General features: G+C 70.6%; 20 protein-coding genes, 1 tRNA gene and 1 pseudogene. 9 read left to right on the forward strand and 13 right to left on the reverse strand.

Annotation, left to right across the window (positions count from 1 at the left end):
• Positions 1-105: 105 nt before the first annotated feature.
• The 8 genes from rpmE to argS form a co-directional block, all read right to left on the reverse strand.
• Positions 106-315, reverse strand: a complete 210-nt coding sequence (rpmE, locus tag VHA72_RS12980) for a 50S ribosomal protein L31 (protein WP_325575867.1) — start codon at positions 313-315, stop codon at positions 106-108.
• 124 nt (positions 316-439) lie between these two features.
• Positions 440-2,299: a transcription termination factor Rho gene (gene rho / locus VHA72_RS12985; RefSeq protein WP_325575869.1), complete on the reverse strand. Its 1,860-nt coding sequence runs from the start codon at positions 2,297-2,299 to the stop codon at positions 440-442.
• A gap of 250 nt (positions 2,300-2,549) precedes the next feature.
• Positions 2,550-3,443: a homoserine kinase gene (gene thrB, locus VHA72_RS12990; protein ID WP_325575871.1), complete on the reverse strand. Its 894-nt coding sequence runs from the start codon at positions 3,441-3,443 to the stop codon at positions 2,550-2,552.
• Positions 3,443-4,513 (reverse strand): threonine synthase, encoded by a 1,071-nt coding sequence (thrC, locus tag VHA72_RS12995; RefSeq protein ID WP_325575873.1) that lies wholly within the window; start codon positions 4,511-4,513, stop codon positions 3,443-3,445. Before thrC ends, thrB begins: the two co-directional genes overlap by 1 nt.
• Positions 4,510-5,790: a homoserine dehydrogenase gene (locus VHA72_RS13000; protein WP_325575875.1), complete on the reverse strand. Its 1,281-nt coding sequence runs from the start codon at positions 5,788-5,790 to the stop codon at positions 4,510-4,512. The genes thrC and VHA72_RS13000 overlap by 4 nt, the downstream gene beginning before the upstream one ends.
• Positions 5,791-5,970: 180 nt before the next feature.
• Entirely contained in the window at positions 5,971-6,141 is a 171-nt protein-coding gene (locus VHA72_RS13005) for a CsbD family protein (protein WP_325575877.1), read from the reverse strand.
• Positions 6,142-6,196: 55 nt separating this feature from the next.
• A complete protein-coding gene (lysA, locus tag VHA72_RS13010) occupies positions 6,197-7,585 on the reverse strand; it encodes a diaminopimelate decarboxylase (RefSeq protein ID WP_325575879.1) in 1,389 nt (462 codons plus the stop codon).
• Between the two features lie 49 nt (positions 7,586-7,634).
• Positions 7,635-9,308 carry an arginine--tRNA ligase gene (gene argS, locus VHA72_RS13015; protein WP_325575881.1) on the reverse strand — a complete coding sequence of 558 codons (1,674 nt, stop codon included), beginning with the start codon at positions 9,306-9,308 and terminating at the stop codon, positions 7,635-7,637.
• An 83-nt stretch (positions 9,309-9,391) separates the two neighbouring features.
• Here argS and VHA72_RS13020 point away from each other — a divergent pair.
• Positions 9,392-9,464, forward strand: a tRNA-Arg gene (locus VHA72_RS13020).
• A gap of 7 nt (positions 9,465-9,471) precedes the next feature.
• Positions 9,472-9,999, forward strand: coding sequence for a hypothetical protein (locus tag VHA72_RS13025; RefSeq protein WP_325575883.1), 528 nt, complete (start codon positions 9,472-9,474; stop codon positions 9,997-9,999).
• Here VHA72_RS13025 and VHA72_RS13030 read toward each other — a convergent pair.
• Positions 9,958-10,806, reverse strand: a pseudogene (locus VHA72_RS13030) (DDE-type integrase/transposase/recombinase); the annotation flags it as partial. The gene VHA72_RS13025 and the pseudogene VHA72_RS13030 overlap by 42 nt on opposite strands.
• 366 nt (positions 10,807-11,172) lie before the next feature.
• Here VHA72_RS13030 and VHA72_RS13035 point away from each other — a divergent pair.
• Complete coding sequence (locus VHA72_RS13035; protein ID WP_325575885.1) at positions 11,173-11,649, forward strand: GNAT family N-acetyltransferase; 477 nt, start codon at positions 11,173-11,175, stop codon at positions 11,647-11,649.
• Positions 11,650-11,679: 30 nt separating this feature from the next.
• Here VHA72_RS13035 and VHA72_RS13040 read toward each other — a convergent pair whose 3' ends face one another.
• Positions 11,680-13,956 carry a putative bifunctional diguanylate cyclase/phosphodiesterase gene (locus tag VHA72_RS13040; protein ID WP_325575887.1) on the reverse strand — a complete coding sequence of 759 codons (2,277 nt, stop codon included), beginning with the start codon at positions 13,954-13,956 and terminating at the stop codon, positions 11,680-11,682.
• A gap of 174 nt (positions 13,957-14,130) precedes the next feature.
• On the opposite strand from VHA72_RS13040, the gene VHA72_RS13045 reads away from it, so the two are divergent.
• The 6 genes from VHA72_RS13045 (at position 14,131) to VHA72_RS13070 (ending at position 20,958) form a co-directional block, all read left to right on the forward strand.
• Positions 14,131-14,298 (forward strand): hypothetical protein, encoded by a 168-nt coding sequence (locus VHA72_RS13045; protein ID WP_325575888.1) that lies wholly within the window; start codon positions 14,131-14,133, stop codon positions 14,296-14,298.
• On the forward strand, positions 14,295-15,371 hold the full coding sequence (locus tag VHA72_RS13050; protein WP_325575890.1) for an NAD(P)H-dependent amine dehydrogenase family protein: 1,077 nt from the start codon (positions 14,295-14,297) through the stop codon (positions 15,369-15,371). Before VHA72_RS13045 ends, VHA72_RS13050 begins: the two co-directional genes overlap by 4 nt.
• Positions 15,368-16,162 carry an SDR family oxidoreductase gene (locus tag VHA72_RS13055; RefSeq protein ID WP_325575892.1) on the forward strand — a complete coding sequence of 265 codons (795 nt, stop codon included), beginning with the start codon at positions 15,368-15,370 and terminating at the stop codon, positions 16,160-16,162. The genes VHA72_RS13050 and VHA72_RS13055 overlap by 4 nt, the downstream gene beginning before the upstream one ends.
• A gap of 127 nt (positions 16,163-16,289) precedes the next feature.
• Entirely contained in the window at positions 16,290-16,673 is a 384-nt protein-coding gene (locus tag VHA72_RS13060; RefSeq protein WP_325575894.1) for a hypothetical protein, read from the forward strand.
• A gap of 228 nt (positions 16,674-16,901) precedes the next feature.
• On the forward strand, positions 16,902-20,696 hold the full coding sequence (locus VHA72_RS13065; protein WP_325575895.1) for a multifunctional oxoglutarate decarboxylase/oxoglutarate dehydrogenase thiamine pyrophosphate-binding subunit/dihydrolipoyllysine-residue succinyltransferase subunit: 3,795 nt from the start codon (positions 16,902-16,904) through the stop codon (positions 20,694-20,696).
• Positions 20,697-20,781: 85 nt separating this feature from the next.
• Positions 20,782-20,958, forward strand: coding sequence for a DUF6104 family protein (locus VHA72_RS13070; RefSeq protein ID WP_325575897.1), 177 nt, complete (start codon positions 20,782-20,784; stop codon positions 20,956-20,958).
• Between the two features lie 31 nt (positions 20,959-20,989).
• On the opposite strand, the gene VHA72_RS13075 is transcribed toward VHA72_RS13070, so the two are convergent.
• From VHA72_RS13075 to VHA72_RS13085, 3 genes are read right to left on the reverse strand one after another with little or no spacing between them, the layout of a single operon-like run.
• A complete protein-coding gene (locus VHA72_RS13075; RefSeq protein WP_325575899.1) occupies positions 20,990-21,199 on the reverse strand; it encodes a hypothetical protein in 210 nt (69 codons plus the stop codon).
• A gap of 24 nt (positions 21,200-21,223) precedes the next feature.
• Positions 21,224-22,327 carry a fatty acid desaturase family protein gene (locus VHA72_RS13080; protein ID WP_325575901.1) on the reverse strand — a complete coding sequence of 368 codons (1,104 nt, stop codon included), beginning with the start codon at positions 22,325-22,327 and terminating at the stop codon, positions 21,224-21,226.
• Between the two features lie 9 nt (positions 22,328-22,336).
• On the reverse strand, positions 22,337-23,425 hold the full coding sequence (locus VHA72_RS13085) for a ferredoxin reductase (RefSeq protein WP_325575903.1): 1,089 nt from the start codon (positions 23,423-23,425) through the stop codon (positions 22,337-22,339).
• Between the last annotated feature and the right edge of the window lie 97 nt (positions 23,426-23,522).

The raw sequence follows: 23,522 nt of genomic DNA on the forward strand, positions 1-23,522 counted from the left end.
CCGCGAATCCGCAACTTTGCACCATCCAGAAGGGAAAGGCCCGCCGACTCCGGAGGAGCGGCGGGCCTTGAATCCGGATTCGGACGTGCGAAATCCCCGATTCGACTACTTCTTCTTGCCGTAGCGAGCCTCGAAGCGGGCCACGCGGCCGCCGGTGTCGAGGATCTTCTGCTTGCCGGTGTAGAACGGGTGGCACGCGCTGCAGACGTCGGCGCGGATGACGCCGTCGGCCTTGGTCGAGCGGGTGGTGAACGTGTTGCCGCAGGTGCAGGTGACCTGGGTCTCCACGTAGGTCGGGTGGATGTCAGCCTTCATGGTGTCCTCATCTCTTGGGGCGCCGGGTCGTCATCGCGTGTGCGGGACGTGAACCGGAGCCGACGGGCCATCCTACGAACAACGGCCGCCGGGAACCAATTCCCCCGGCGGCCGTCGTCGATGCTCAGATGCTGTCCGCGCCCGGGGTGGTCTTCTGCACCTGCATCAGGAACTCGACGTTGCTGTGCGTCTTCTTCAGCCGCTCCAGCAACAGCTCCAGGGCCTGCTGGCCCTCGAGCGCGGAGAGCAGCCGGCGGAGCTTCCAGATGATGGCGAGCTCTTCCTTGCTGACGATGAGCTCCTCGCGCCGGGTGCCGGACTGCACCACGTCGATGGCCGGGAAGAGCCGCTTCTCGGCGAAGTCGCGGCGCAGCCGGATCTCCATGTTGCCGGTGCCCTTGAACTCCTCGAAGATCACCTCGTCCATCTTCGAGCCGGACTCGATGAGCGCGGTCGCGAGGATAGTCAGCGAGCCGCCGTTCTCGATGTTGCGGGCGGCGCCGAAGAACTTCTTCGGCGGGTAGAGCGCCGCCGAGTCGACACCGCCGGACAGGATCCGGCCGCTCGCCGGAGCGGCGAGGTTGTAGGCCCGCCCCAGCCGGGTGATGCCATCGAGGAGTACGACGACGTCATGGCCGAGCTCGACCAAGCGCTTCGCGCGCTCGATCGCCAACTCGGCGACGATGGTGTGGTCGCTGGCCGGGCGGTCGAACGTGCTGGAGATGACCTCACCCTTGACCGAGCGCTGGAAGTCGGTGACCTCCTCGGGCCGCTCGTCGACCAGGACCACCATCAGGTGGCACTCGGGGTTGTTGGTGGTGATCGAGTTCGCGATCGACTGCATGATCATCGTCTTGCCGGCCTTGGCGGGCGAGACGATCAGGCCGCGCTGGCCCTTGCCGATCGGCGCCGCGATGTCGATGACGCGACCGATCAGGTTGGTCGCGTCGGTCTCCATCCGCAGCCGCTCGCTGGCGTAGAGCGGAGTCAGCTTGGCGAAGTCCACCCGGCTGACCGCCTGGCCCGGGTCCGCCCCGTTGACCGAGTCGATGCGCACCATCGGGTTGAACTTCTCCTTGCGCTCGCCCTCACGGGGCTGGCGCACCTGGCCGACGATGGCGTCGCCGCGGCGCAGGCCGAGCTTGCGCACCATCGAGAGGGAGACGTACACGTCGTCCGGGCCGGGCAGGTAGCCGCTGGTGCGGACGAAGGCGTAGTTGTCCAGCACGTCCAGGATGCCGGCAGCCGGCACCAGGACGTCGTCCTCGCGGATCTCGATGTCGATCTCGCCGCGCGGCGAACCGGTCCGGCCGCGGTCGCGATCCCGGCCACGACGGCGGCGGTTGCGACGGCTGCCACCGTCGGCGTCGCCGTCAGCCGCCGCGGCGTTGCGGTTCTGGTTCTGGTTCTGGCTGGCCTCGGTGCCACCCTGGGTGCCGCCCTGGTGTCCTTGGCCGCCCTGATGTCCTTGGCGGCCCTGGTTGCCCTGGTTGCCGTGGTTGCCCTGGCGGCCCTGGCGGCTCTCGCGCTGGGCATCCTGCTTCTGGGCGTCCCGGTCGGACTCGGTCTTCGCCTCGCCCCTCTCGACCGGCATCTCCCCCTGCTTGTCGCCCTGCTTCTCGCCCTGGGCCTTCTCGGCCTTGGGTGCGCGCTGCGGCCTCTCGGCCTGGGGCGACGGCGCCTCGCTCGCGGCGGAGCCGCCGGCGGAGCCCTCGGCGGCCGCGTCGGCCTTCGGCTTGCGCTGCCGCTGACGCGGCTTGCTCTCCCCCTCGGCCGGGGCGGCCTGGGCAGCCGGACGCTCGGCGGCGCGAGTGCCCTGCGCCGCCTTGATGGCGTCGATCAGCTGGGCCTTCTTCATCGACCCCGACCCCGAGATGCCCATGCCGCTGGCCATCGCCTTGAGGTCGGCGAGCAGCATGGAGTTGAGTCCGCCGGTCGCCCTCTTCTTCGGCGCAACCTCGGCGGATTCGATCGTTTCCGTCACGTGAGGTCCTTCCCACGTATCACAGCCGGGCACACCCTGACGGTGGAGCCGACGGCTTGTCTTGTCAGTTCTCCCCTCCCCGACGGTGGACCGGGCAGGCGGCACGGTCTCGCCGGTTGTGCAGAGCAGATCCACACGGGAAATGGAGGGGAGTCACACCCAGCGGTCGCATGAACAGGTCGCCATGCCTCGCGGGATGCTACGCCGAGATCACCGGCGCGTGATCAATGTAGCACCCGTCACGCCGGATTCATTCCACGACGTGCGCGCCGGACGGCTCGATGTCGAGCCCCCAGGCGAACCAGCCCGGCGGCGTACGCGCCAGGAGCGGCTCGGCGTCCTCGCAGAACGCGAGCACCGTGGGTCCGGCGCCCGACACCACGGCAGGTACGCCGTCGGCACGCAGCGTGTCCACCAGCGCCAGCGACTCCGGCATCGCCGGCCGGCGGTGCTCCTGGTGCAGGTAGTCACCGGTGGCCCGCAGCAACTGCGCCGGCTGGCCGGCGAGCGCGGCCACCAGCAGCGCGGCTCGGCCCGCGTCGGCGGCCGCGTCGCGGTGGGACACCGTCTCCGGCAGCAGCCCGCGGGCGACCTTCGTCTCGACGCCGGTCGGCGGCACGAAGACGACCGTGCGGATCCCGGCCGCGACCGGCGATCCGACGGAGTAGAAGCCGGCGTCATCACGGCCGGAGATGGTGAAGCCGCCGTACAGCGCCGGTGCGACGTTGTCGGGATGGCCCTCGATCTCGGCGGCGAGTCGGAACGCCGCGTCGTCGTCGAGCCGCCCGGCGCCGTCGGCGACCAGCGCCCGAGCCAGCACGATGCCGCCCACGATCGCGGCCGAGGAGGAGCCCAGCCCACGCGCGTGCGGGATGACGTTCTCGCAGGTCAGCCGCAGCCCGGGCGGCTGCTCCCCCAGCGCGGCGAAGGCGGCGCGCATGGCCCGCACGACCAGGTGCGACTCGTCCCGTGGCACCTCGTCGGCGCCGGCTCCGCTGACCACGACCTCCAGGCCGGTGGCGAGGACCTCGCCGGTCAGGGCGTCGTGCAGCGCCAGCGCCAGCCCGAGCGAGTCGAAGCCCGGGCCGAGGTTGGCCGAGGTCGCCGGCACCTGGACGGTGACCGGGCCGGTGACGAACGGCATCAGACCAGGCCGGCCGCGGCCGCGGCCGCGTCGATGTCGGCGTCGACCACGATCTCGGGCACCTCGCCGAAGAACTCCAGCGCGGTGACGGTGTCCTTCAACCCGTGTCCGGTGACGGTGATGACCACGACTTTGCCGGCGTAGGAGTCGCCGGCGGCCACGTCGTCGAGCAGGCCGGCGACGCCGGCCGCGGAGGCCGGTTCGACGAAGACCCCGTCGCGGCGGGCCAGCTCGGCCTGCGCGGAGAGGATCTGCTGGTCCGAGAGCGCCTTGAACCGGCCACCGGAGGCATCCCGCGCCGCCTCGGCGAGCTTCCAGGAGGCCGGGTTGCCGATCCGGATGGCGGTCGCCTTGGTCTCGGGGTGCTCGACCGGGTGGCCCAGCACCAGCGGCGCCGCGCCCTCGGCCTGGAAGGCCCGCATCACCGGAGTCCTGGTGGCGTTCCCGGCGGCGGCGTACTCGGTGTAACCGAGCCAGTAGGCGCTCATGTTGCCGGCGTTGCCGATCGGCATGAGGTGGTAGTCGGGTGCGTCGCCAAGCCGGTCCACGACCTCGAACGACGCGGTCTTCTGGCCCTGGAGCCGCACCGGGTTCACGCTGTTGACCAGCGCCACCGGGTAGTGCTCGGCCAGGCCGCGCGACATCTTCAGGCAGTCGTCGAAGTTGCCCCGTACCCGCACCACCTGGGCGCCGTGGACCAGCGCCTGGGCGAGCTTGCCGGCCGCGATCTTGCCGTCGGGCACGAGCACGATCGGGGTGATGCCGGCCTTCGCGGCGTAGGCCGCCATCGAGGCCGAGGTGTTGCCGGTGCTGGCGCACACGCACGCCCGCGCGCCCTCGTGGACGGCGACCGAGATCGCGGCGGTCATGCCGCGGTCCTTGAACGAGCCGGTCGGGTTGGCGCCCTCGACCTTGAGCCAGACCTCACCGTCGGTGACGCCGGAGAGCCAGGCCGAGCGGACCAGCGGCGTACCGCCCTCGCCCAGGGTGATCGACGGCGTTCCGGCCGGGATGTCCAGGAGCTCGCGATACTCCTCGATGACGCCGCGCCACTGCTGAGTGCTACTCATTCCTCCCCCTCCACGCGCATCACCGAGGTGACGTCGCGGACGATGTCCATGCCGTGCAGGCTCTCCACCGTCGCGCTCAGCTGCGCGTCGGTGGCGGTGTGCGAGACCACGACGAGCTGGGCGTCGGCGCCCCGGCCCTCCTGGCGGACCGTCTGGATCGACACGCCGTGCTCGGCGAACGCCTGCGCCACGGCGGCCAGCACGCCGGCACGGTCGTCGACGTCGATCGCCACGTGGTAGCGGGTCACGACCTCGCCCATCGGCAGGATCACCCGTGCGGCGTACGTCGACGCGCCGGCGCCCCTGGTCTCGGCGAGCCGGTTGCGGGCCACCGTGACCAGGTCGCCCAGCACGGCGCTCGCCGTCGGGGAGCCCCCGGCGCCGCGGCCGTAGAACATCAGCTGGCCGGCCGCCTCGGACTCCACGAAGACCGCGTTGTAGGCGTCGCGCACGCTGGCCAGCGGATGGCTGCGCGGGATCATCACCGGGTGCACCCGGGCACTGACCGCGTCGTCCCTCAGCTCGGTGATCGCCAGCAGCTTCACCACGCAGCCCATCTGCCTGGCGGAGGCCACGTCGGCGGCGGTGACGTCGGCGATGCCCTCACGGTGGACGTCGCTGGCGCTGACCCGGGTGTGGAAGGCCAGGCTGGCCAGGATGGCGGCCTTGGCGGCGGCGTCGAAGCCCTCGACGTCGGCGGTCGGATCAGCCTCGGCGTACCCGAGCTCCTGGGCCTCGGCCAACGCCTCGGCGAATCCGGTGCCGTAGGTGTCCATCTTGTCGAGGATGTAGTTGGTGGTGCCGTTGACGATGCCCATCACCTTGGTGACGCGGTCCCCCGCCAGCGACTCGCGCAGCGGCCGCAGGATCGGGATGGCGCCGGCGACGGCGGCCTCGTAGTAGAGATCGCGGCCGGCCTTCTCGGCGGCCTCGAACAGGGTGGCGCCGTCCTCGGCGAGCAGCGCCTTGTTCGCGGTCACCACGCTGGCGCCGTTCTCCAGCGCGGCCAGGATCAGGCCGCGGGCCGGCTCGATCCCACCGATCACCTCGACCACCACGTCCGCCCGGGCGACCAGACCCGCGGCGTCGGTGGTGAGCAGCTCGGCCGACACGTCCGCGTCACGGGGCGCGTCCAGGCGTCGTACCGCCACGCCGATCAGCTCCAGGGGTGCGCCCACCCGCGCGGCGAGGTCGGCGGACTGCTCATGCAGCAGTCGCACCACCTGCGAGCCGACGGAGCCGCAGCCCAGCACGGCCACCTTGAGGGGTTCGGTCACCGCACCAGGGTATCGGCGAACCCGGGTCGGGGTGGAACGTAGGCGCGCCCGTGGGACGGCCCCCACCCTCGGCCTCCATCCAAACTGTCACGGTGATAGTTCGCGCCGTGGGTGACACCTCTGAAATGTCACCCACGGCGCAAACTGTCACGGTGACACTTTGGAGTCAGCGCTCCGTCGTCACTCGAAGACGTCCTTCACCTTCTCGCCGGCCTGCTTGAGATCGGCCTTGGCCTGGTCGGTCTTGCCCTCGGCCTGCATGCTCTCGTCGTCGGTGGCGTCGCCGTACTTCTCCTTGACCTCGCCCTTGAGCTCCTCGGCCTTGTTCTCCAGCTTGTCGTCGAAACCCATCGGGTCCTCCTTCGGTCGGAGACGTGCAAGTACCCGGACGAGGTCAGCCCATGTCTCAGCCCAGATCGGTGGCGAGCAGGTCGTCGATCGTCTCGCGCCGCACGATGACCCGGAACTGCCCGTCCCTGACCGCCACCACCGGCGGCCGCAGCGCGTGGTTGTAGTTCGAGGCCATCGAGCGGCCATAGGCCCCCGTGGCAGGTACGGCGAGAAGATCGCCGGGGCCGACGTCACCGGGCAGGAACTCGTCCTTGACCACGATGTCGCCGGACTCACAGTGCTTGCCCACCACCCGGGCCAGCACCGGGGCCGCGGCGCTGTGCCGCGAGGCGAGCGTGCAGGAGTAGTCGGCGTCGTACAGGGCCGGGCGGATGTTGTCGCTCATGCCGCCGTCGACGCTGACGTAGGTGCGGGTGGCGCCGCCGTCCAGGGCGACCTGCTTGACCGTGCCGACCGTGTAGACCGTGCACATCGCCGGGCCGACGATCGCACGTCCCGGCTCGATCGACAGGTGCGGGACGTCGAGGCCCAGTGCCGCGCACTCGGCGGTGACGATCGCGGTGATCTGCTCGGCGAGGACGGCCGGCTCGGCCGGATCGTCCTGGGTGGTGTAGGCGATGCCGAAGCCGCCGCCGAGGTCGAGCTCGGGGAGGGTGTGCCCGAGCTCGGCCGCGATCCGGGCGTGCAGCGCCAGCACCCGCCGGGCCGCGACCTCCCAGCCGGAGGTGTCGAAGATCTGGCTGCCGATGTGGCTGTGCAGGCCGCGCAGCTCCAGGCTCGGCGCGGCGAGCACCTGCCGGGCCGCCTCGAAGGCGTCGCCGGTGCTGATCGAGAGCCCGAACTTCTGGTCCTCGTGTGCGGTCGCGATGAACTCGTGGGTGTGCGCCTCCACACCGGCGGTGACCCGCACCATCACCGGCTGGACGACACCGAGCTGGGCCGCCACGTCGGCGATCCGCTCGATCTCGACGAACGAGTCGACAATGATCCGGCCGACGCCGGCGTGCACGGCGCGACGCAGCTCCATCGCGGTCTTGTTGTTGCCGTGGTAGCCGATCCGGCCCGGGTCGACCCCGGCCCGCAGCGCGACGCTCAGCTCACCGTCGGAGCACACGTCGAGACAGAGTCCCTCCTCCTCCACCCAGCGGGCGACGGCGGTGCTGAGGAACGCCTTGCCGGCGTAGTAGACGTCGTACCCGTCGAAGGCGTCGCGGAAGGCGCGGGCCCGGCTGCGGAAGTCGTCCTCGTCCAGCAGGTAGGCCGGCGTGTTGACGTTGGCGACCACGTCGGCGACCGAGAGCCCGCCGACGTGCAGCACGCCGTCGGCGTCCTTGCATGCGGTGCGCGACCACAGCGCGGGCACGAGCGCGTTGACATCCTCCGGCTGGCGCAGCCAGACCGGCGAGGAGCCCGCGAAGTCACCGGGTGGGACCCGGCCGCTCATTCGGGGCCCCCGGCGCGGCGCGAGCGCAGCGAGCGGCGTGTGGGGGTGTTCACATCCGCTCCGGGGCGCTGACGCCGAGCAGGCCCAGGCCGTTGCGGAGGACGGTCTGGGTCGCGACCACCAGGACCAGGCGGGCCAGGTTCGCGGCCGAGACGGGCTCGTCGCCCTGCGGCAGCATCCGGCACTCCTTGGTGTCGTACCACTTGTTGAACACCGAGGCGGTGTCCTCCAGGTAGCGCGCGATCCGGTGCGGCTCGCGCAGCTCGGCGGCCGCGGCCACCACCCTCGGGAACTCCGCGAGCGCCCGCACCAGCTCGCCGTCGCGTTCGTGGGAGAGCAGGCTCGGGTCGAACGCGTCGCCGTCGGGCAGCTCCATGCCGAGGTCGGTGGCGTTGCGGACCATGGCGCAGGTCCGGGCATGGGCGTACTGCACGTAGTAAACCGGGTTGTCGTTGGACGCCTTGGTGATCTCGGCGATGTCGAGCGTCAGCGGGCTGTCTGCGGGATAGCGCGCCAGCGAGTAGCGCAGCGCGTCGACCCCGATCTCCTCGGCCAGCTCGTGCAGCGTCACGATCGTGCCGGCGCGCTTGGAGAGCCTGACCTCGGCACCGTCGCGCAGGATCTTGACCAGCTGCCCGATGAGTACGTCGAGGGTCTGGGCGGGGTCGTCGCCCACGCAGGCGGCCATCGCCTTGAGCCGGCCGACGTAGCCGTGGTGGTCGGCGCCGAGCAGGTAGAGGCAGCGGTCGAAGCCGCGGGCGCGCTTGTTGAGGTAGTAGGCGGTGTCGGAGGCGAAGTAGGTCAGCTCGCCGTCGGACTTGATCAGCACCCGGTCCTTGTCGTCGCCGAAGTCGGTGGTGCGCATCCACAGCGCGCCGCCGTCCTCGTACACGTGACCGAGCGACTCGAGACGCTTGAGCGTCTCGGGCACCTCCCCGCCGTCGTGCAGCGACAGCTCGGAGAACCACACGTCGAAGTGGGTGTTGAACAGCTCGAGCTGCTCCTGCTGCTCCTTGAGCTGCAGCTCGTAGCCCTTGGCCCGCACCGCCGCCCGGCGCTCGTCGTCCGGCAGCGAGAAGATGCCCGGGCTGGCCGCCTCCACGGCCTTGGCCAGGTCCTCGATGTAGGCGCCGGCGTACCCGTCCTGGGGCGTGGGCTGTCCGGTAGCCGCGGCGATGATCGAGTCGGCGAAGTGATTCATCTGCACGCCGCGGTCGTTGATGTAGAACTCGCGGACCACGTCGGCCCCGGCGGCGGCGAGCACCCGCGCGATCGCGTCGCCCAGCACCGCCCAGCGGGTGTGGCCCAGGTGCAGCGGCCCGGTGGGGTTGGCCGAGATGAACTCGACGTTGATCCGGCTGCCGGCGAGCACGTCGCTGCGCCCGTACGACGGACCGGCCGCGACGATCTGCGCCGCCAGGGCTCCCTGCGCCCCGGCGTCGACGGTGACGTTGAGGAAGCCCGGCCCGGCGACCTCGACGCCGGCCACGCCGGCGTTCTCGGCCAGCCTCGCGGCGATCAGCTCGGCCAGCGCCCGCGGATTGGTGCCGGCCTTCTTGGCCAGCTGCATCGCCACGTTGGTGGCGTAGTCGCCGTGCCCCTTCTGCCGGGGTCGCTCCACCGTCACGCTGGTCGGGACGCCGTCGGGGAGGGTGAGGGCACCCTCCTCCGTCAGCGTCGTCAGTACGTCGACGATCGCGGCGGAGAGCTGTTCTGGGGTCACCGCTCCAGCCTATCGGCGGGGCCCGGTTTCCCTCGCACCGATATCGCCCGGTAGTCTCACGCTTCGCGCCCTGTTGGACGCATGCCTCCGTAGCTCAGGGGATAGAGCACTGGTTTCCGGTACCAGGTGCCGCAGGTTCGAATCCTGCCGGAGGCGCCCTGTGATGTCTCAGGACATCGGAATAGCCCGGACCTGCGATGTGCAGGTTCGGGCTAGTTCTTTTTGGGGCTGGGGCCGGGGCTGGGGCTGGGCCGGGTGGGCGGCCGGTGGGCTGGTAGTCACGGCGTGGGTCGATGATCAGGTCGCGCAGGATCTCGCCGGTGGCGGCGTTGACGACGGTGACGTGCAGGTCGTGGACGAGCAGGATGACGTCGGTTCGGGCGTAGGTTCGCCCGACGCCGATGTGGCGCAGTTGCCCGGCCACACGCAGGGTGACGCTTCCGGCTTTGTCGATCTTGTCGTGGCGGACCCGGTCGTGGCTCTCAGCGGTGCGGTCGGTGCCATAGGTGCTGGGCGTGGCCTTGGGCCGAGTCGCGTAGATGGTCGCGTAGATGGTCGCGTAGATGGTCGCGGGGGTGGCGTGCAGCGGCAGGGATCGGTGTGGCCGGTGCTGGTTGTACTCCTTGGCGAAGGTCTGCAGCAGGGCGTCGAGCTCGACGATCGTGGCGGGCTGGCGGGGTTGGTTGCGTAGCCATTTCTTCATCGTCTGCTGGAAGCGCTCCACCTTGCCTTGGGTCTGTGGGTGGTTGGGCTGGCCGTTCTTCTGGACGATGTTGAGCTCTCGGTTGAGCTCTCGCAACTCGTACTCGAGGTGGTTGCGGCCGCGCTCCTTGGCCCTGCCACCGGCGAACCGGGTGGTGTAGACCATGCCGTTGTCGGTGAGTACGGATGCGGGATGGCCGTGGTGACCTGCGGCTTCACGGAAGGTGGCCAGCACGATCGGTCCGGTGATCCGGATGTGGGCGCTGAGGTGGAGGGCGTAGCGGGAGTGGTCGTCGAGCCAGGTGACGACCTCGCAGTCGGCGCCAGGTGTTCCGTCGACGCGGGTGAGCCGGTAGTGAGTGAAGTCGGACTGCCAACACTCGCAACACTCGTTGGGCTGGGCGGCCTCGAACCGGAGGTAGGAGCTCTTGGGCCGCTTGGACGGGTCTGCGGTGATCAGGCCAGCACGGACCAGGATCCGGTTGATCGTGGCCCGTGAAACCTCGGTCCTGTGGTGGCGTGCCAGGTGCCAGCCGATCGTGTCAGCGCCGGCGTCCAGGCCCGCCTCCTGGAGTTGTTTGCGCAACCTGAGGACCAGTTCGGCGGTCTGTGGCGGGGTAGCCCCGGGACTGGTCTTGGGGGCGCGTGAGCGCGGCTCGAACGCGGCCTCGCCCTCTGTCCGATAGCGGGCCATGAGCCGGCTGATCCAGCCCTGCGAGACGCCGTAGGTGCGGGCGACCTCGGACTGGGACTGACCGGCCAGGACAGCGGTGATGACAAGGCCACGTCTCGACACTCCCGAGCCTGAGCGGCCCGATCATTCCGAAGACCTGCGACACGCTATGCCGAAGACCCCAGACACCCCATTCCGATGTCCTGAACCAGGACACTGCCGGAGGCGCCCTGTGATGTCTCAGGACATCGGCGACAGCCGGACCAACCTTCGTAGGTCCGGCGGGAGTGGACCACGTCCGGGATCCCCGAGCCGAGCAGCGGCCCGATGCCCTGCGGCAGGCACGAGGCCAGAGCAGCGCTGACTGGTCCCGAGCGGCCGACAAGAGGATGATCGAACTCGGTGTCCGGGGCAACTGCGCGAGTTCGACGGGTTGGCGCTCTACGCCCGTCACCGCGTTCAACCCGACGGCAGCGGTAGTGTCCACCCATGGGCTTGGGCGCGACCGGCTTCGTCCATGCTGCGACCACGGACCGGGACCTGGCGGCGGCCGCGCACCTGTTGCACGACTTCAACCGCGAGTTCGACGAGCCGACGCCCTCGCCGGAGGACCTGGCGGGTCGGCTCCGTCGGTTGGTGGCGGCCGGCGACACCGTCGTCCTCCTCGCCGGGCGAGACCCCGTGGGGATCGCCGTCCTCCGTCTCCGCGCCGCGATCTGGAGCGCGGGCCTGGAGTGCTATCTCGCCGAGCTCTACGTCGTACCGCGGCAGCGAGGGCGCGGGATCGGCAGAGCGTTGATGCAGGCGGCGTTGCACGAGGCCCGCGCGCGCGGCGCCGACACCATGGACATCGGGGTCGACGAGCCGGACCTGGCGGCGCGCCGGCTCTACGAGAGCATGGGTTTCAGCCATCGCACCGGTGGCCCCGACGGCCCGCTGATGTACGTGTACGAGCGCGAGCTGTGATGTCACCGCCACCGGCGCGCCGCGAGTGGATCAGCGCGCCGCGGAGTCGCTCGCCCGTGCCTCGGCCAGCACCTCGAGCAGCCGCTCGCGCGGCATCGGCCGATGCAGCAGGTAGCCCTGCGCCATCGTCTCGGGCGCGTCCTGACGCACGACGTCGAGCTGGCTCTCGCGCTCGATCCCCTCGATGACCACCTCGAAGCCGAGGGTGCGGCCCATCAGCGCCACCGACCGCAACAGGGCGCGGGCCCGCGCGTCGGTGTCGATGTCACGGGAGAGCGCGGCGTCGGCCTTGATGATGCCGGCCGGCAGGTCGTGCAGATAGCTGATCGAGGAGAAGCCGACCCCGAAGTCGTCGATGGCGAAGACCACCCCGGTGTCGGCGATCTCGCGCATCACCGCCAGCGTCTCGGTGTTGAGGTCCACGCCCTGACGCTCGGTGATCTCCAGGATCAGCGTCGTGCCGGGCATCGCCTCGGCGGCGCGCGACACCGTGTCGAGGAAGCCGGGGTCGAGCAGCTGGTTGGCCGAGATGTTCACCGCGATCGACAAGGCGCCCCCGGCGGCCTCCTGCAGTGCCGGGGCGTCGGCGGCGACGGTGGCGAACACCCGGGCACCCAGCGGCACGATCAGGCCGCCCTCCTCCGCGGCTCGGATGAAGACCTCCGGCGACACCGGCGCACCGCCCCGGCTCCAGCGGGCCAGCGCCTCCGCGCCGACGATCTCGCCGGTGGCGACCGAGACGACGGGCTGGTACGCCACCTCGATCTCGTCGGCCGCCACCGCTCGGCGCAGGTCGTCGAGCAGCTCGAGCCGGTCCAGTCGCTGGCGGCCGATGGCCGGCTCGTACTCGACGCACCGGCCCTTGCCTCTCGACTTCGCCTCGTACATCGCCAGATCGGCGTTGCGCAGCAGTCCGGCGGCGGTGTCGGTCGGACGGCCGCCGTACGCGATGCCCACACTGGCGCTCAGCCGCAGCCGGCCGGCGCGAACGCTGACCGGCATCTCGATCGCCGCGAGCACTTCCTCGCACATCGCGGCCGCGGCCGCCCGGTCGACGCTCTCCACCAGGATCGCGAACTCGTCGCCGCCGAGGCGGGCGAGTGTGTCGTGCTCCCCCACACAGGCGCGCAGCCGCGTCGCCAGCTGCACCAGGACCGCGTCGCCGACGGCATGGCCGAAGCGGTCGTTGACCGGCTTGAAGCCGTCCAGGTCGATGAAGAGCAGCGCGAGCTCCGACCCCGCCGCCCGCGCCCGGGTCAGCGCCTCCCCCAGCCGGTCGACCAGGATGGCGCGGTTGGGCAGGTCGGTGAGCGGATCGTGCCGGGCGACGTGCACCTTCTCCTCGATGAGCTCGAGCCGGGCGACCGCGTCGGAGGCGACCGCGGCAAGCGCCCGCAGGCCCTGCTCGTCGGCGGCGATCGTGGAGCGGGCCCGGTTCATCGCGCGCGCCACCAGCCACGTGCGGTTGCCGCCCAGCTGCACCTCGACGGCGATCTCTCCGGCGGCCGGCGGCTCGGAGCGGATCGTGACGGACCGCAACCGCAGCAGCTCGCGCGCGTCGCTGACCAGCGCCTCGACCACCGCCTCCCGGTCCAGCAGCGTCTGCGCCCGGACGGCGGCGCCCAGGAGCACGGTCAGCCGGCGCGCGTTCTCGCCGCCGCGCGTGACCGCGCGGGTGGCGATCAGCAGGGTGATCAGCGGCACCCCGAGGAGGGTCAGCGTCCACCACGGCGTCGAGCGCACCACCACCGCGCCGAGGTAGCCCAGCGAGTCCAGCGGCACGAAGCAGGCGATGGCGAGCAGCGTCCCGCGCTGCAGGAGCTGCCCCTTGAGGGCCGCCCCGGAGGAGATCACCACCGAGATCGCCGAGAGCACGTAGTCGAGGACGAAGTACGACGCCGCCGCCAGCGCGACCGCGACCAGCTCCCGCGGCGTGCCGACCTGTCGGCCCCCGGTCACGGCGTAGACGCCGGTGGCCAGACCGCCGGCGAGGATGCCGACGCCGATGTTGAAGACCCGGGCCGAGGCCCGGCGGTCGAGCGTCAGCTGCGTGGCGATGACCCCGGCCGACCACACGACGAGCGCCTCGTAGCGTTCCTCGGTGCACACCAGGAACATCAGGATGCTCGAGTCGAAGCCCACCTCCACGCCGCCCCAGCCGCTGTCGAGCACCATCGGGAAGCGCGCCACGACGGCGATCAGCGGCACGCTGACCACGATGGCGACGATGAACTGCCAGTCGGTGGGGCCGTGGGTCACCACCTCGGCGACCGCCATGAGGGCGACGGCGACCCCGATGGCGAGCATCGCGAGGTGGTAGCACCAGGACCGCAGCTCGCCCGTGCGTTCGGATGGTGACGGCAAGGGCAACTCCGAGAGGTGGGACGACAGACAGCTGCCTGGTACCCATCGACCGGTGCGACGCGAAGCGGAGGCGTTCCGGCACCTGACATGAATTAGAACACGTTCTATAATTCTGCCATGGCCCTCCAGCTGTCGTGCCCCTGCGGCACCCGGATCACGGCGTACGACGACGACTTCGTCGCCACCGTCCAGGCCCACCTGGCCGCGGAGCATCCCGACCGCGCCTACTCCGAGGACGAGATCCTGGCGTTCGCGATGCCGGTCGACGACACATGGGTCGGATGACCCGCCCGCTGCGAGTGGCGGTGTGGGCGACCGGCACCGTCGGCCGCCACGCGATCGCCGGCGTGGACGCCCACCCCGATCTCGAGCTGGTCGGCGTATGGACCTCCACCCCGGCCAAGGAGGGCGTCGACGCCGGCGAGCTGGCCGGGCTGGGTCGCGAGCTCGGTGTCGCGGCGAGCACCGACGGCGCCGCGGTGATCGGACTGGCGCCGGACTGCGTCGTCCATGCCGCGATGACCGACGACCGGGTCATCGAGGCGATCGAGGATCTGACCGGCCTGCTTCGCGCCGGGATCAACGTCGTCTCCAGCGGCCCGGTGGTGCTCGTCCATCCGTGGGGCACGCTGCCCGAGAAGATGGTGGCCGACATCGTGGCGGCCGGTCGCGCCGGCGGCGCGAGTCTGCACGTCAACGGCATCGACCCCGGGTTCGCCAACGACCTCCTCCCGCTCTCCCTCACCTCGCTGTCTCGGCGCATCGACCACCTGCGGGTCAGCGAGATCGCCGACTATGCCACCTACGACCAGCCGGTCGTGATGCGCGACATCTTCGGCTTCGGCAGACCGATGGAGGACCGCCCGTTCCTCTTCGAGCCAGGCATCCTGAGTACGGCGTGGGGCCCCGTGGTCCGGGTGCTCGCGGCCGGACTCGGCGTCATGCTCGACGAGCCGCTGGTCGAGCACGTCGAGCGCCGCCCGGCCGCTCGCGACCTGAGCACGGCGTCGGTGGACATCGCCGCCGGCACGATGGGCGCGGTCCGCTTCCAGGTGGTCGGCACGGTGGCCGGCGAGCCGCGCATCACCCTCGACCACGTCACCCGAACCGACCCCGCCAGCGACCCGGACTGGCCCATACCGCGCCAGGGCGGCGGGTGCTACCGGGTCGAGCTCGCCGGCGAGCCGACGATGACGCTGGAGCTGGCCCACCACGGCGAGCACGGCGACCACAACGTGTCCGGGATGATCGTCACCGCCCAGCGACTGGTCAACGCCGTTCCGGCCGTGGTGGCCGCCGAGCCCGGCCTGGTCTCGCCGCTCGACCTGCCCCTGGTCGTGGGGCGAGGCCTGCGATGAGCATTCTCGAGCGCTTTCGGCTCGACGACCACGTCGCGATCGTCACCGGCGCCGGGCGCGGGATCGGCGCCGCGGTGGCGGTCGCGCTGGCCGAGGCGGGTGCGGACGTGGTGATCTCGGCGCGGACCCGGGCCGAGCTGGAGCTGGTCGCCGAGCGGATCCACGGCGCCGGCCGACAAGCCCTCGTCGTACCCGCCGACCTGGCCGACACGGACGCCGTCGCCACCCTGCCCGCGCGGGCGGTCGAGGAGTTCGGTCGCCTGGACGTGGTGGTCAACAACGTCGGCGGCACCATCCCGAACGCGTTCCTCGACACCGACGTCGCCTACCTGGAGGACGCCTTCCACTTCAACGTCGCCACCGCGCACGCGCTCACCCGGGCGGCGGTGCCGCACCTGCTGCGCGGCGAGGGACAGAAGTCGGTGACCAGCATCAGCTCGATGGTCGGCCGCACCGCCGCCCGCGGCTACCTCGCCTACGGCACCGCCAAGGCGGCACTGGCGCACTGGTCCCGGTTGGCCGCCACCGACCTCGCGCCCCGGATCCGGGTCAACGGTGTCTACGTCGGCTCGGTGATGACCAGCGCCCTGGCCTACATCGCCGACGACCCCGGGACGCGGGTCGCGATGGAGCGGGCGACGCCGCTGTGTCGGATCGGCGATGCCGAGGACGTCGCGGCCGCGGTGGTCTACCTCGCCTCGGCCGCCGGGAAGTTCGTCACCGGCAAGCTGCTCGAGGTCGACGGCGGCATCCAGCAGCCCAACCTGGACCTCGGTCTACCCGACCTGTGAGCTGTCGCGCAGATCACATCAGGGCGCGGCCTCGGACCGGCATACGGAGACACCCTCCGCCGTTACCCGGGATGAAACGCTTGACGCGCCCAAGGTGAGCGCGCCAGAGAGCAGCATGGAGGTTCTCATGGGCAAGCAGTTCATCCTCAACGGCTTCGCGCTCGTGGCCAGCATCGTGGCCATCGTCTGGAGCCGGATCTTCACCGGCGCGGCCCTCGAGTGGGTCGTCTTCGGCATCGGCGCCGCAGTCGCGGTCACGGCCGTCGCGGGGCTGAAGCTGGCCACCGACCACCGCACCGAGACCGGCTTCGGCGTACTCGGCCTGGTGGCTGCCTGGACCGCCGTCGCCGCGCTGGTGTTCGGCGGCGCCGTGGCCGGCTGGCTGGCCTTCGCCGACGCGATCGCGATGGCCGTGATCGCCGGTGCGGCTCTGGCCCTGCACGAGATCAGCACCGAGCGGGTGGTTCACACCCTCGAGGTGCGCGAGCCGCAGTACCGCTCGGTCGCCTGACCGCGGCACTTGACTCACCCGAACGGCCGGCCCCGCCCCCGGGCCGGCCGTTCGCTCCTCACCCCAGGTGAGGGCCGGAATCCCACTCCTTGAGAGCAAGGGTGTGGTTCCCGCAACACCCGGGCCGAAAGACACCCCTGGGCCACGCATTTGCTTCGGCGTAGGGCTAGCCTTGAACCCCGGAAGAAGTCCCACACGCGTGCGCATCCGGAAGAGGCGAACCAAGCCGTGTCCTCAGGCAACACATCCCCCAACGCAGCCGACGTCCCCGCGGAGTTCGGCGCCAACGAGTGGCTGGTCGAGGAGATGTACGACCAGTACGCCAAGGACCCGAGCAGCGTTGATCCGGTGTGGGTGAAGTTCTTCCAGACCAACGGCTCGCCGAATGGCACCGACAGTGCGGCGAGCGCCGCCAACGGCACCACGGGCGGCACCACGACCACTGCCACCGCCAACAGCACCAACGGCACCGCCCCTGCGAGCAAGGGCGTCGCGCCCGAGCCGATCCCCGCGGGGTCCACCGGGTCCGCTGGGTCCGCGGCTCCCTCGACGCCGACCACCGGCGTCACCCCGGTCGCCAAGCCGCGACCAAGCGACAGCAAGGCGGCCGAGCCGGCCAAGGGCACCACCAGCCCGGTGCCGAAGGAGTCCCCCAAGCCCGAGACGCCGGCCGCGAACGACCAGCCGACGTACACGGTGCTGCGTGGCGCCCCGGCCCGCACCGCCGCGAACATGGACGCCTCCCTGACCGTGCCGACCGCGACCAGCGTGCGCGCGGTCCCGGTGAAGCTGCTGTGGGACAACCGCACCGTCATCAACAACCACCTCGCCCGCGCCCGCGGCGGCAAGGTCAGCTTCACCCACCTGATCGGCTACGCGCTGGTGCAGGCGGTCAAGGCGATGCCCAGCATGAACGTCGGCTACGACGTGATCGACGGCAAGCCGAACCTCATCACTCCGGCTCACATCAACCTCGGCCTGGCGATCGACATCCCGAAGCCGGACGGCAGCCGCCAGCTGCTGGTGCCGAGCATCAAGGGCGCGGAGTCGATGGACTTCGCCAGCTTCTGGGCCGCCTACGAGGACCTGGTCAAGAAGGCCCGCGACAACAAGCTCACCGTCGAGGACTTCCAGGGCACCTCGATCAGCCTCACCAACCCCGGCGGCATCGGCACCGTGCACTCGGTTCCGCGGCTGATGAAGGGCCAGGGCGCGATCATCGGCGTCGGCGCGATGGAGTACCCCGCCGAATGGCAGGGCGCCTCCGCCGAGACGATCGCCAAGAACGGCGTCAGCAAGGTCATGACGCTGACCTCGACGTACGACCACCGCGTCATCCAGGGCGCCGGCTCGGGCGAGTTCCTCAAGCTGATGCACGAGCTGCTGCTCGGCAAGGACGGCTTCTACGACGACATCTTCCGCTCGCTGCGGATCCCCTACGAGCCGATCCGCTGGAACCGCGACGTGGCCACCAGCCACGACGACCAGATCAGCAAGCAGGCCCGGGTCCTCGAGCTGATCCACGCGTTCCGGGTGCGCGGCCACATGATGGCCGACACCGATCCGCTGGAGTACAAGCAGCGCAGTCACCCCGACCTGCAGATCGAGTCGCACGGCCTGACCCTGTGGGACCTCGAGCGCGAGTTCCCGACCGGCTCGTTCGGCGGCGCCGACCGGCCGTTCATGAAGCTGCGCGACATCCTCGGCGTGCTGCGTGACGCCTACGTGCGCACCACCGGCATCGAGTACATGCACATCCAGGACCCGGAGCAGCGCCGCTGGATCCAGGAGCGGGTGGAGCGGCCCTTCGACAAGACCCCGCGCGACGAACAGCTGCGGATCCTGGAGAAGCTCAACGAGGCCGAGGCCTTCGAGACGTTCCTGCAGACCAAGTTCGTCGGCCAGAAGCGCTTCTCGCTCGAGGGCGGCGAGACCACCATCCCGGTGGTCGACGAGATCTGCGAGGCGGCGGCCCAGGCCGGCCTCGAGGAGGTCGCCATCGGGATGGCCCACCGCGGCCGGCTCAACATGCTGGCCAACATCGTGGGCAAGTCCTACAACCAGATCTTCCGCGAGTTCGAGGGCAACATCGACCCGCGCACGGTGCAGGGCTCCGGCGACGTCAAGTACCACCTCGGCGCCGAGGGCGAGTTCGTGGCGGGCAGCGGCGACACCATCAAGGTCTCGATCGCCGCGAACCCCTCGCACCTGGAGACCGTCGACCCGGTCCTGGAGGGCATCGCCCGGGCGAAGCAGGACGTGCTGGACCAGGGCGCGGCGTACCCGGTCCTTCCGCTGCTGGTGCACGGCGACGCCGCCTTCGCCGGCCAGGGCGTGGTCGCGGAGACCCTCAACCTCTCCCAGCTGCGCGGCTACCGCACCGGCGGCACCGTCCACGTGGTGATCAACAACCAGGTCGGCTTCACCACCTCGCCCGGCTCCTCTCGCTCGTCGCTGTACGCGACCGACGTGGCGCGGATGGTGCAGGCGCCGATCTTCCACGTGAACGGCGACGACCCGGAGGCGTGCGTGCGCGTGGCGCGGCTGGCCTTCGACTACCGCCAGGCGTTCAACAAGGACGTCGTGATCGACCTGGTCTGCTACCGCCGTCGCGGCCACAACGAGGGCGACGACCCGTCGTTCACCCAGCCGCTGATGTACGACCTGATCGAGCAGAAGCGCTCGGTGCGCAAGCTCTACACCGAGTCCCTGATCGGCCGTGGCGACATCACGCTCGAGGAGGCCGAGGAGGTGCTGCGCGACTACCAGACCAAGCTGGAGCGCGTCTTCACCGAGGTCCGCGACGCCGACAAGCAGCCCGAGGCGTGGACCACCGTCCCGGACTACCCGGAGAAGCCGGTCGGCGAGGCCACCACCGCCGTCACCGACGAGGTGCTCAAGCGGATCGCCGACGCCTACGTCACCCCACCCGAGGGCTTCACCGTCCATCCCAAGGTGATGCCGCAGCTGCAGCGCCGCGCGACCTCGATCACCGAGGGCGGCATCGACTGGGGCACCGGCGAGCTACTCGCGTTCGGCTCGTTGCTGATGGAAGGTCGCCCGGTCCGGCTCGCCGGCCAGGACTCGCGCCGTGGCACGTTCGCCTCGCGCTTCGCGACCATCATCGACCGGCACAACGCCGACGAGTGGACGCCGCTGGCCAACCTCACCGAGGACCAGGCGAAGTTCTACGTCTACGACTCGCTGCTGAGCGAGTACGCCGCGCTCGGCTTCGAGTACGGCTACTCGGTCGCCCGACCCGAGGCGCTGGTGCTGTGGGAGGCGCAGTTCGGCGACTTCGTCAACGGCGCCCAGTCGGTGATCGACGAGTACATCACCTCCGGCAAGACCAAGTGGGGCCAGGACTCCGGCGTCGTGCTGCTGCTGCCGCACGGCTACGAGGGCCAGGGCCCGGATCACTCCTCGGCCCGCATCGAGCGCTGGCTGACCATGGCCGCCGAGGACGCGTTCACGGTGGCACAGCCGTCGACGCCGGCGTCGTACTTCCACCTGCTGCGCAAGCAGGCGCTGGGCGACGAGCACAAGCCGCTGATCGTCTTCACCCCGAAGTCGATGCTGCGCCGCAAGGAGGCCGCCTCCCAGCCGAGCGACTTCACCAGCGGCACGTTCCGCCCGGTGATCGGCGACGCCACCGCCCCGAAGGAGAGCGTCGAGACGCTGCTGCTCGTCTCGGGCCGGCTCACCTGGGACCTCGTGGTCGAGCGCGGCAAGCGCGGCCTGGAGAGCAGCCACGCCATCGCGCGCGCCGAGCAGCTCTACCCCTGGCCGACCGAGGAGATCAAGGCCGAGATGGCCAGCTACCCCAACCTCAAGCGGGTCAAGTGGGTCCAAGACGAGCCGCTGAACCAGGGCCCGTGGCCGACGTTCGCGCTCAACGTGGTGCCGCAGCTGGGCGTCCCGGTCGAGGTGGTCTCGCGGCCGGCGTCCACCACGACCGCCGTCGGCACCTCCAAGCGGCACCTCGCCGAGCAGAAGGAGCTGCTGGAGAAGGCCTTCGGCTGATCGCCCCAGCGGCCGCAGACCCAGCCCTCAGGGGCTGGGTCTGCGTCATTTCCGCCTCGATTTTCGGCGTCGATATGGTGCTGCCATGTACTTCACCGACCGCGGCATCGAGGAGCTGATCAGCAGGCGCGGCGACGAGCAGGTCACGCTGGCGTGGTTGGCGGACCAGCTGCAGGCCTTCGTCGACGTACACCCGGAGTTCGAGACGCCGGTCGAGCGGCTCGCCACCTGGCTGGCCCGACTCGACGACCCGGAGGACTGACAGGTCGCCGATCGGCCGTCGGGCCCAGCAGCTACTCGTCGTCCTCCCCGCGGGCCCGTCGCGCCGCCTCGCGCAGCTCGAAGAGCTCGGTGGCCAGGCCGCCGACCGAGGCGACCACGTCACGCACCGCGCCGGCGATGATCGTGCTGACCTCGCCGACCGTGCCGGCGGTCGCGTCGACGACGCCCTGGAGCACGTCCTTGCGGATCTCGAGCTTGCTCAGGCGAGGCGTCGGACTCATGACCACAGTCTCCCCTGCCACCGCTCAGGCCGCCACCGCGGGCTCGGCGGCCGGGCTCACCTGCGCCGCACGCCGGCGACCTCGGCCCGGCAGCGCGAGCCGGCCGATCTTCACGAAGACGCTGCCCAGCTGCCGGCTCAGCGAGCCGGTGTTGTAGGGCAGCCCGTAGCGCCGGCAGATGTCACGCACCTCCGCGGCGATCTCCGGGTAGCGCCGGGCCGGCAGGTCCGGGAACAGGTGGTGCTCGATCTGGTGCGAGAGATTGCCGGTCATGACGTGGAACAGCTTCCCGCCGGTGATGTTGGCCGAGCCGAGCAGCTGGCGGTAGTACCAGTGGCCGCGGGTCTCCTCCTCGCAGTCCTCCTGGGCGAACGTCGCCACCCCGGTCGGGAAATGACCGCAGAAGATGATGTTGAACGCCCAGATGTTGCGGATCAGGTTCGCGGTGGCGTTGCCGGCGAAGGTGAGCGGGAACAGCGGGCCGGTCAGCGCCGGGAAGAGCAGGTAGTCCTTGAGCACCTGGTTGCGGATCTTGCGGATCAGCCCGGCATGCAGCTTCTTGGTGTCGGCCCAGGTCTTGTTGCCGGCCACGATCTCGTCCACCTCGAGGTCGTGCGCCGCCACGCCCCACTCGAAGAGCACCATCAGCAGGAACGCGTAGAGCGGGTTGCCCAGGTAGTAGGGCCGCCACTCCTGCTCCTCGTCCATCCGCAGGATGCCGTAGCCGATGTCGCGGTCCTTGCCGAGGATGTTGGTGTAGGTGTGGTGCAGGTAGTTGTGGGAGTACTTCCACTGCTCGCTGGGACACACGTTGTCCCATTCGAACATCCGTGAGTTGTAGTCCGGATCGCCCAGCCAGTCGTACTGACCGTGCATCACGTTGTGCCCGATCTCCATGTTGTCGAGGATCTTGCTCACGCTGAGCGAGGCCACGGCCAGCGGCCAGGCCGGCGGCAGGTAGAACAGCGCGCGGCCGGCGGCCTCGAAGGCGCGCTGGGCCTTGACGACCTTGCGCAGGTACGCCGCGTCGGCCTCGCCGAGGTCGGCGATGATCCGCTGGCGGATCGCGTCGAGCTCGGCGCCGAACTCTTCCAGCTGCTCGGGGGTGAGGGTGGTGGTGTGGGTCATGAGGTCCTCCTAGAGGTCGATCGCGCAGTCGCCGTCGGGGGCGCTGACGCAGATCCGGATGTCGTCGTCGGGCAGCGAACTGGTCTCGCCGCTGAGGATGTTGCGGGTGACGCCGTCGCTCTTGCGGGCCGTGCAGGAGAAGCAGATGCCCATCCGGCAGCCGTACTCCGGCGTCAGCCCGGCGGCCTCGGCCTGCTCCAGCACCGGGGCGCCGGTGTTGGGCACGGTGACGCCGCTGCGGGTGAACGTGAGCGAGCCGCCGGCCGTCCCCGAGACGCGCGGCGGCTTGAAGTACTCCACTCGCAGCGCGTCGCTTCCGTCGTACGCCGCCCGGGCGGCCTCGATCAGCGACGCCGGCCCGCATGCCCAGGCGGGCACGTCGCGATAGCCCGGCACCAGCCGCTCGAGGAACGCCGGCGAGAGGTAGGGGTCGCCCTGTCGCGGGTGCAGCACGTGCACGTCGATGCCGTGGCCCGAGCGGGCTACCTCGGCGAGCTCGGCACCGAAGATGGTGTGCTCGGGGCTCTGCGCGAAGTGCAGGAACGTGATCCGGCCGCGGTGGGTACGCCGCTGCAGCGACCGCAGCATCGCCATCACCGGCGTGATGCCGGAGCCGCCGGAGAGCAGCAGCACGTGTTCGGGCATCCGGTCGGGCAGCACGAAGTCGCCCTCGGCCTGGGACAGGTGGACGAGCTGGCCCGGCCGCGCCCGCTCGGTGAGGAAGGTCGAGACGCTGCGCTCCCCCGCCTCGGGGTTGGCCCGGATGGTCAGGGTGAACCGGTCGCCCGGGTGGGAGTCGGGGCTGGAGATCGAGAAGACCCGCGTCGTACGGCGGGTGCCGTCGACCTCGACGCCCACGCTGACGTGCTGTCCGGCGCGGTGACCGGCCCAGGTCGAGGTCGGCTGCAGCGTCACCGTGGCGACCGTCGGGTGGCCGGCCACCGCGACCTCCCGCTCGACCGAGACGATCCGGGCGCGCACCTCGTGCGCGGCCCACATCGGGTTGATCTGCTTGAGGTACCGGTCGATGCCGTGTGGCGAGGCGAGCGCGGCCACCGTCCGTGAGCGCAGGACGCGCCCGGCGAGGTCGATGCTCATGCATCGCTCCTTTCAGTGCACAACTGTTCACTGACACGATGTCGGCTCACGCCCCGTGCGTCAAGGGTGATGCGTAACACGTGTGCACTAAGATCGC

Origin of the sequence: Nocardioides sp., from assembly GCF_035547795.1 — a bacterium.
Taxonomy (GTDB): Bacteria; Actinomycetota; Actinomycetes; order Propionibacteriales; family Nocardioidaceae; genus Nocardioides.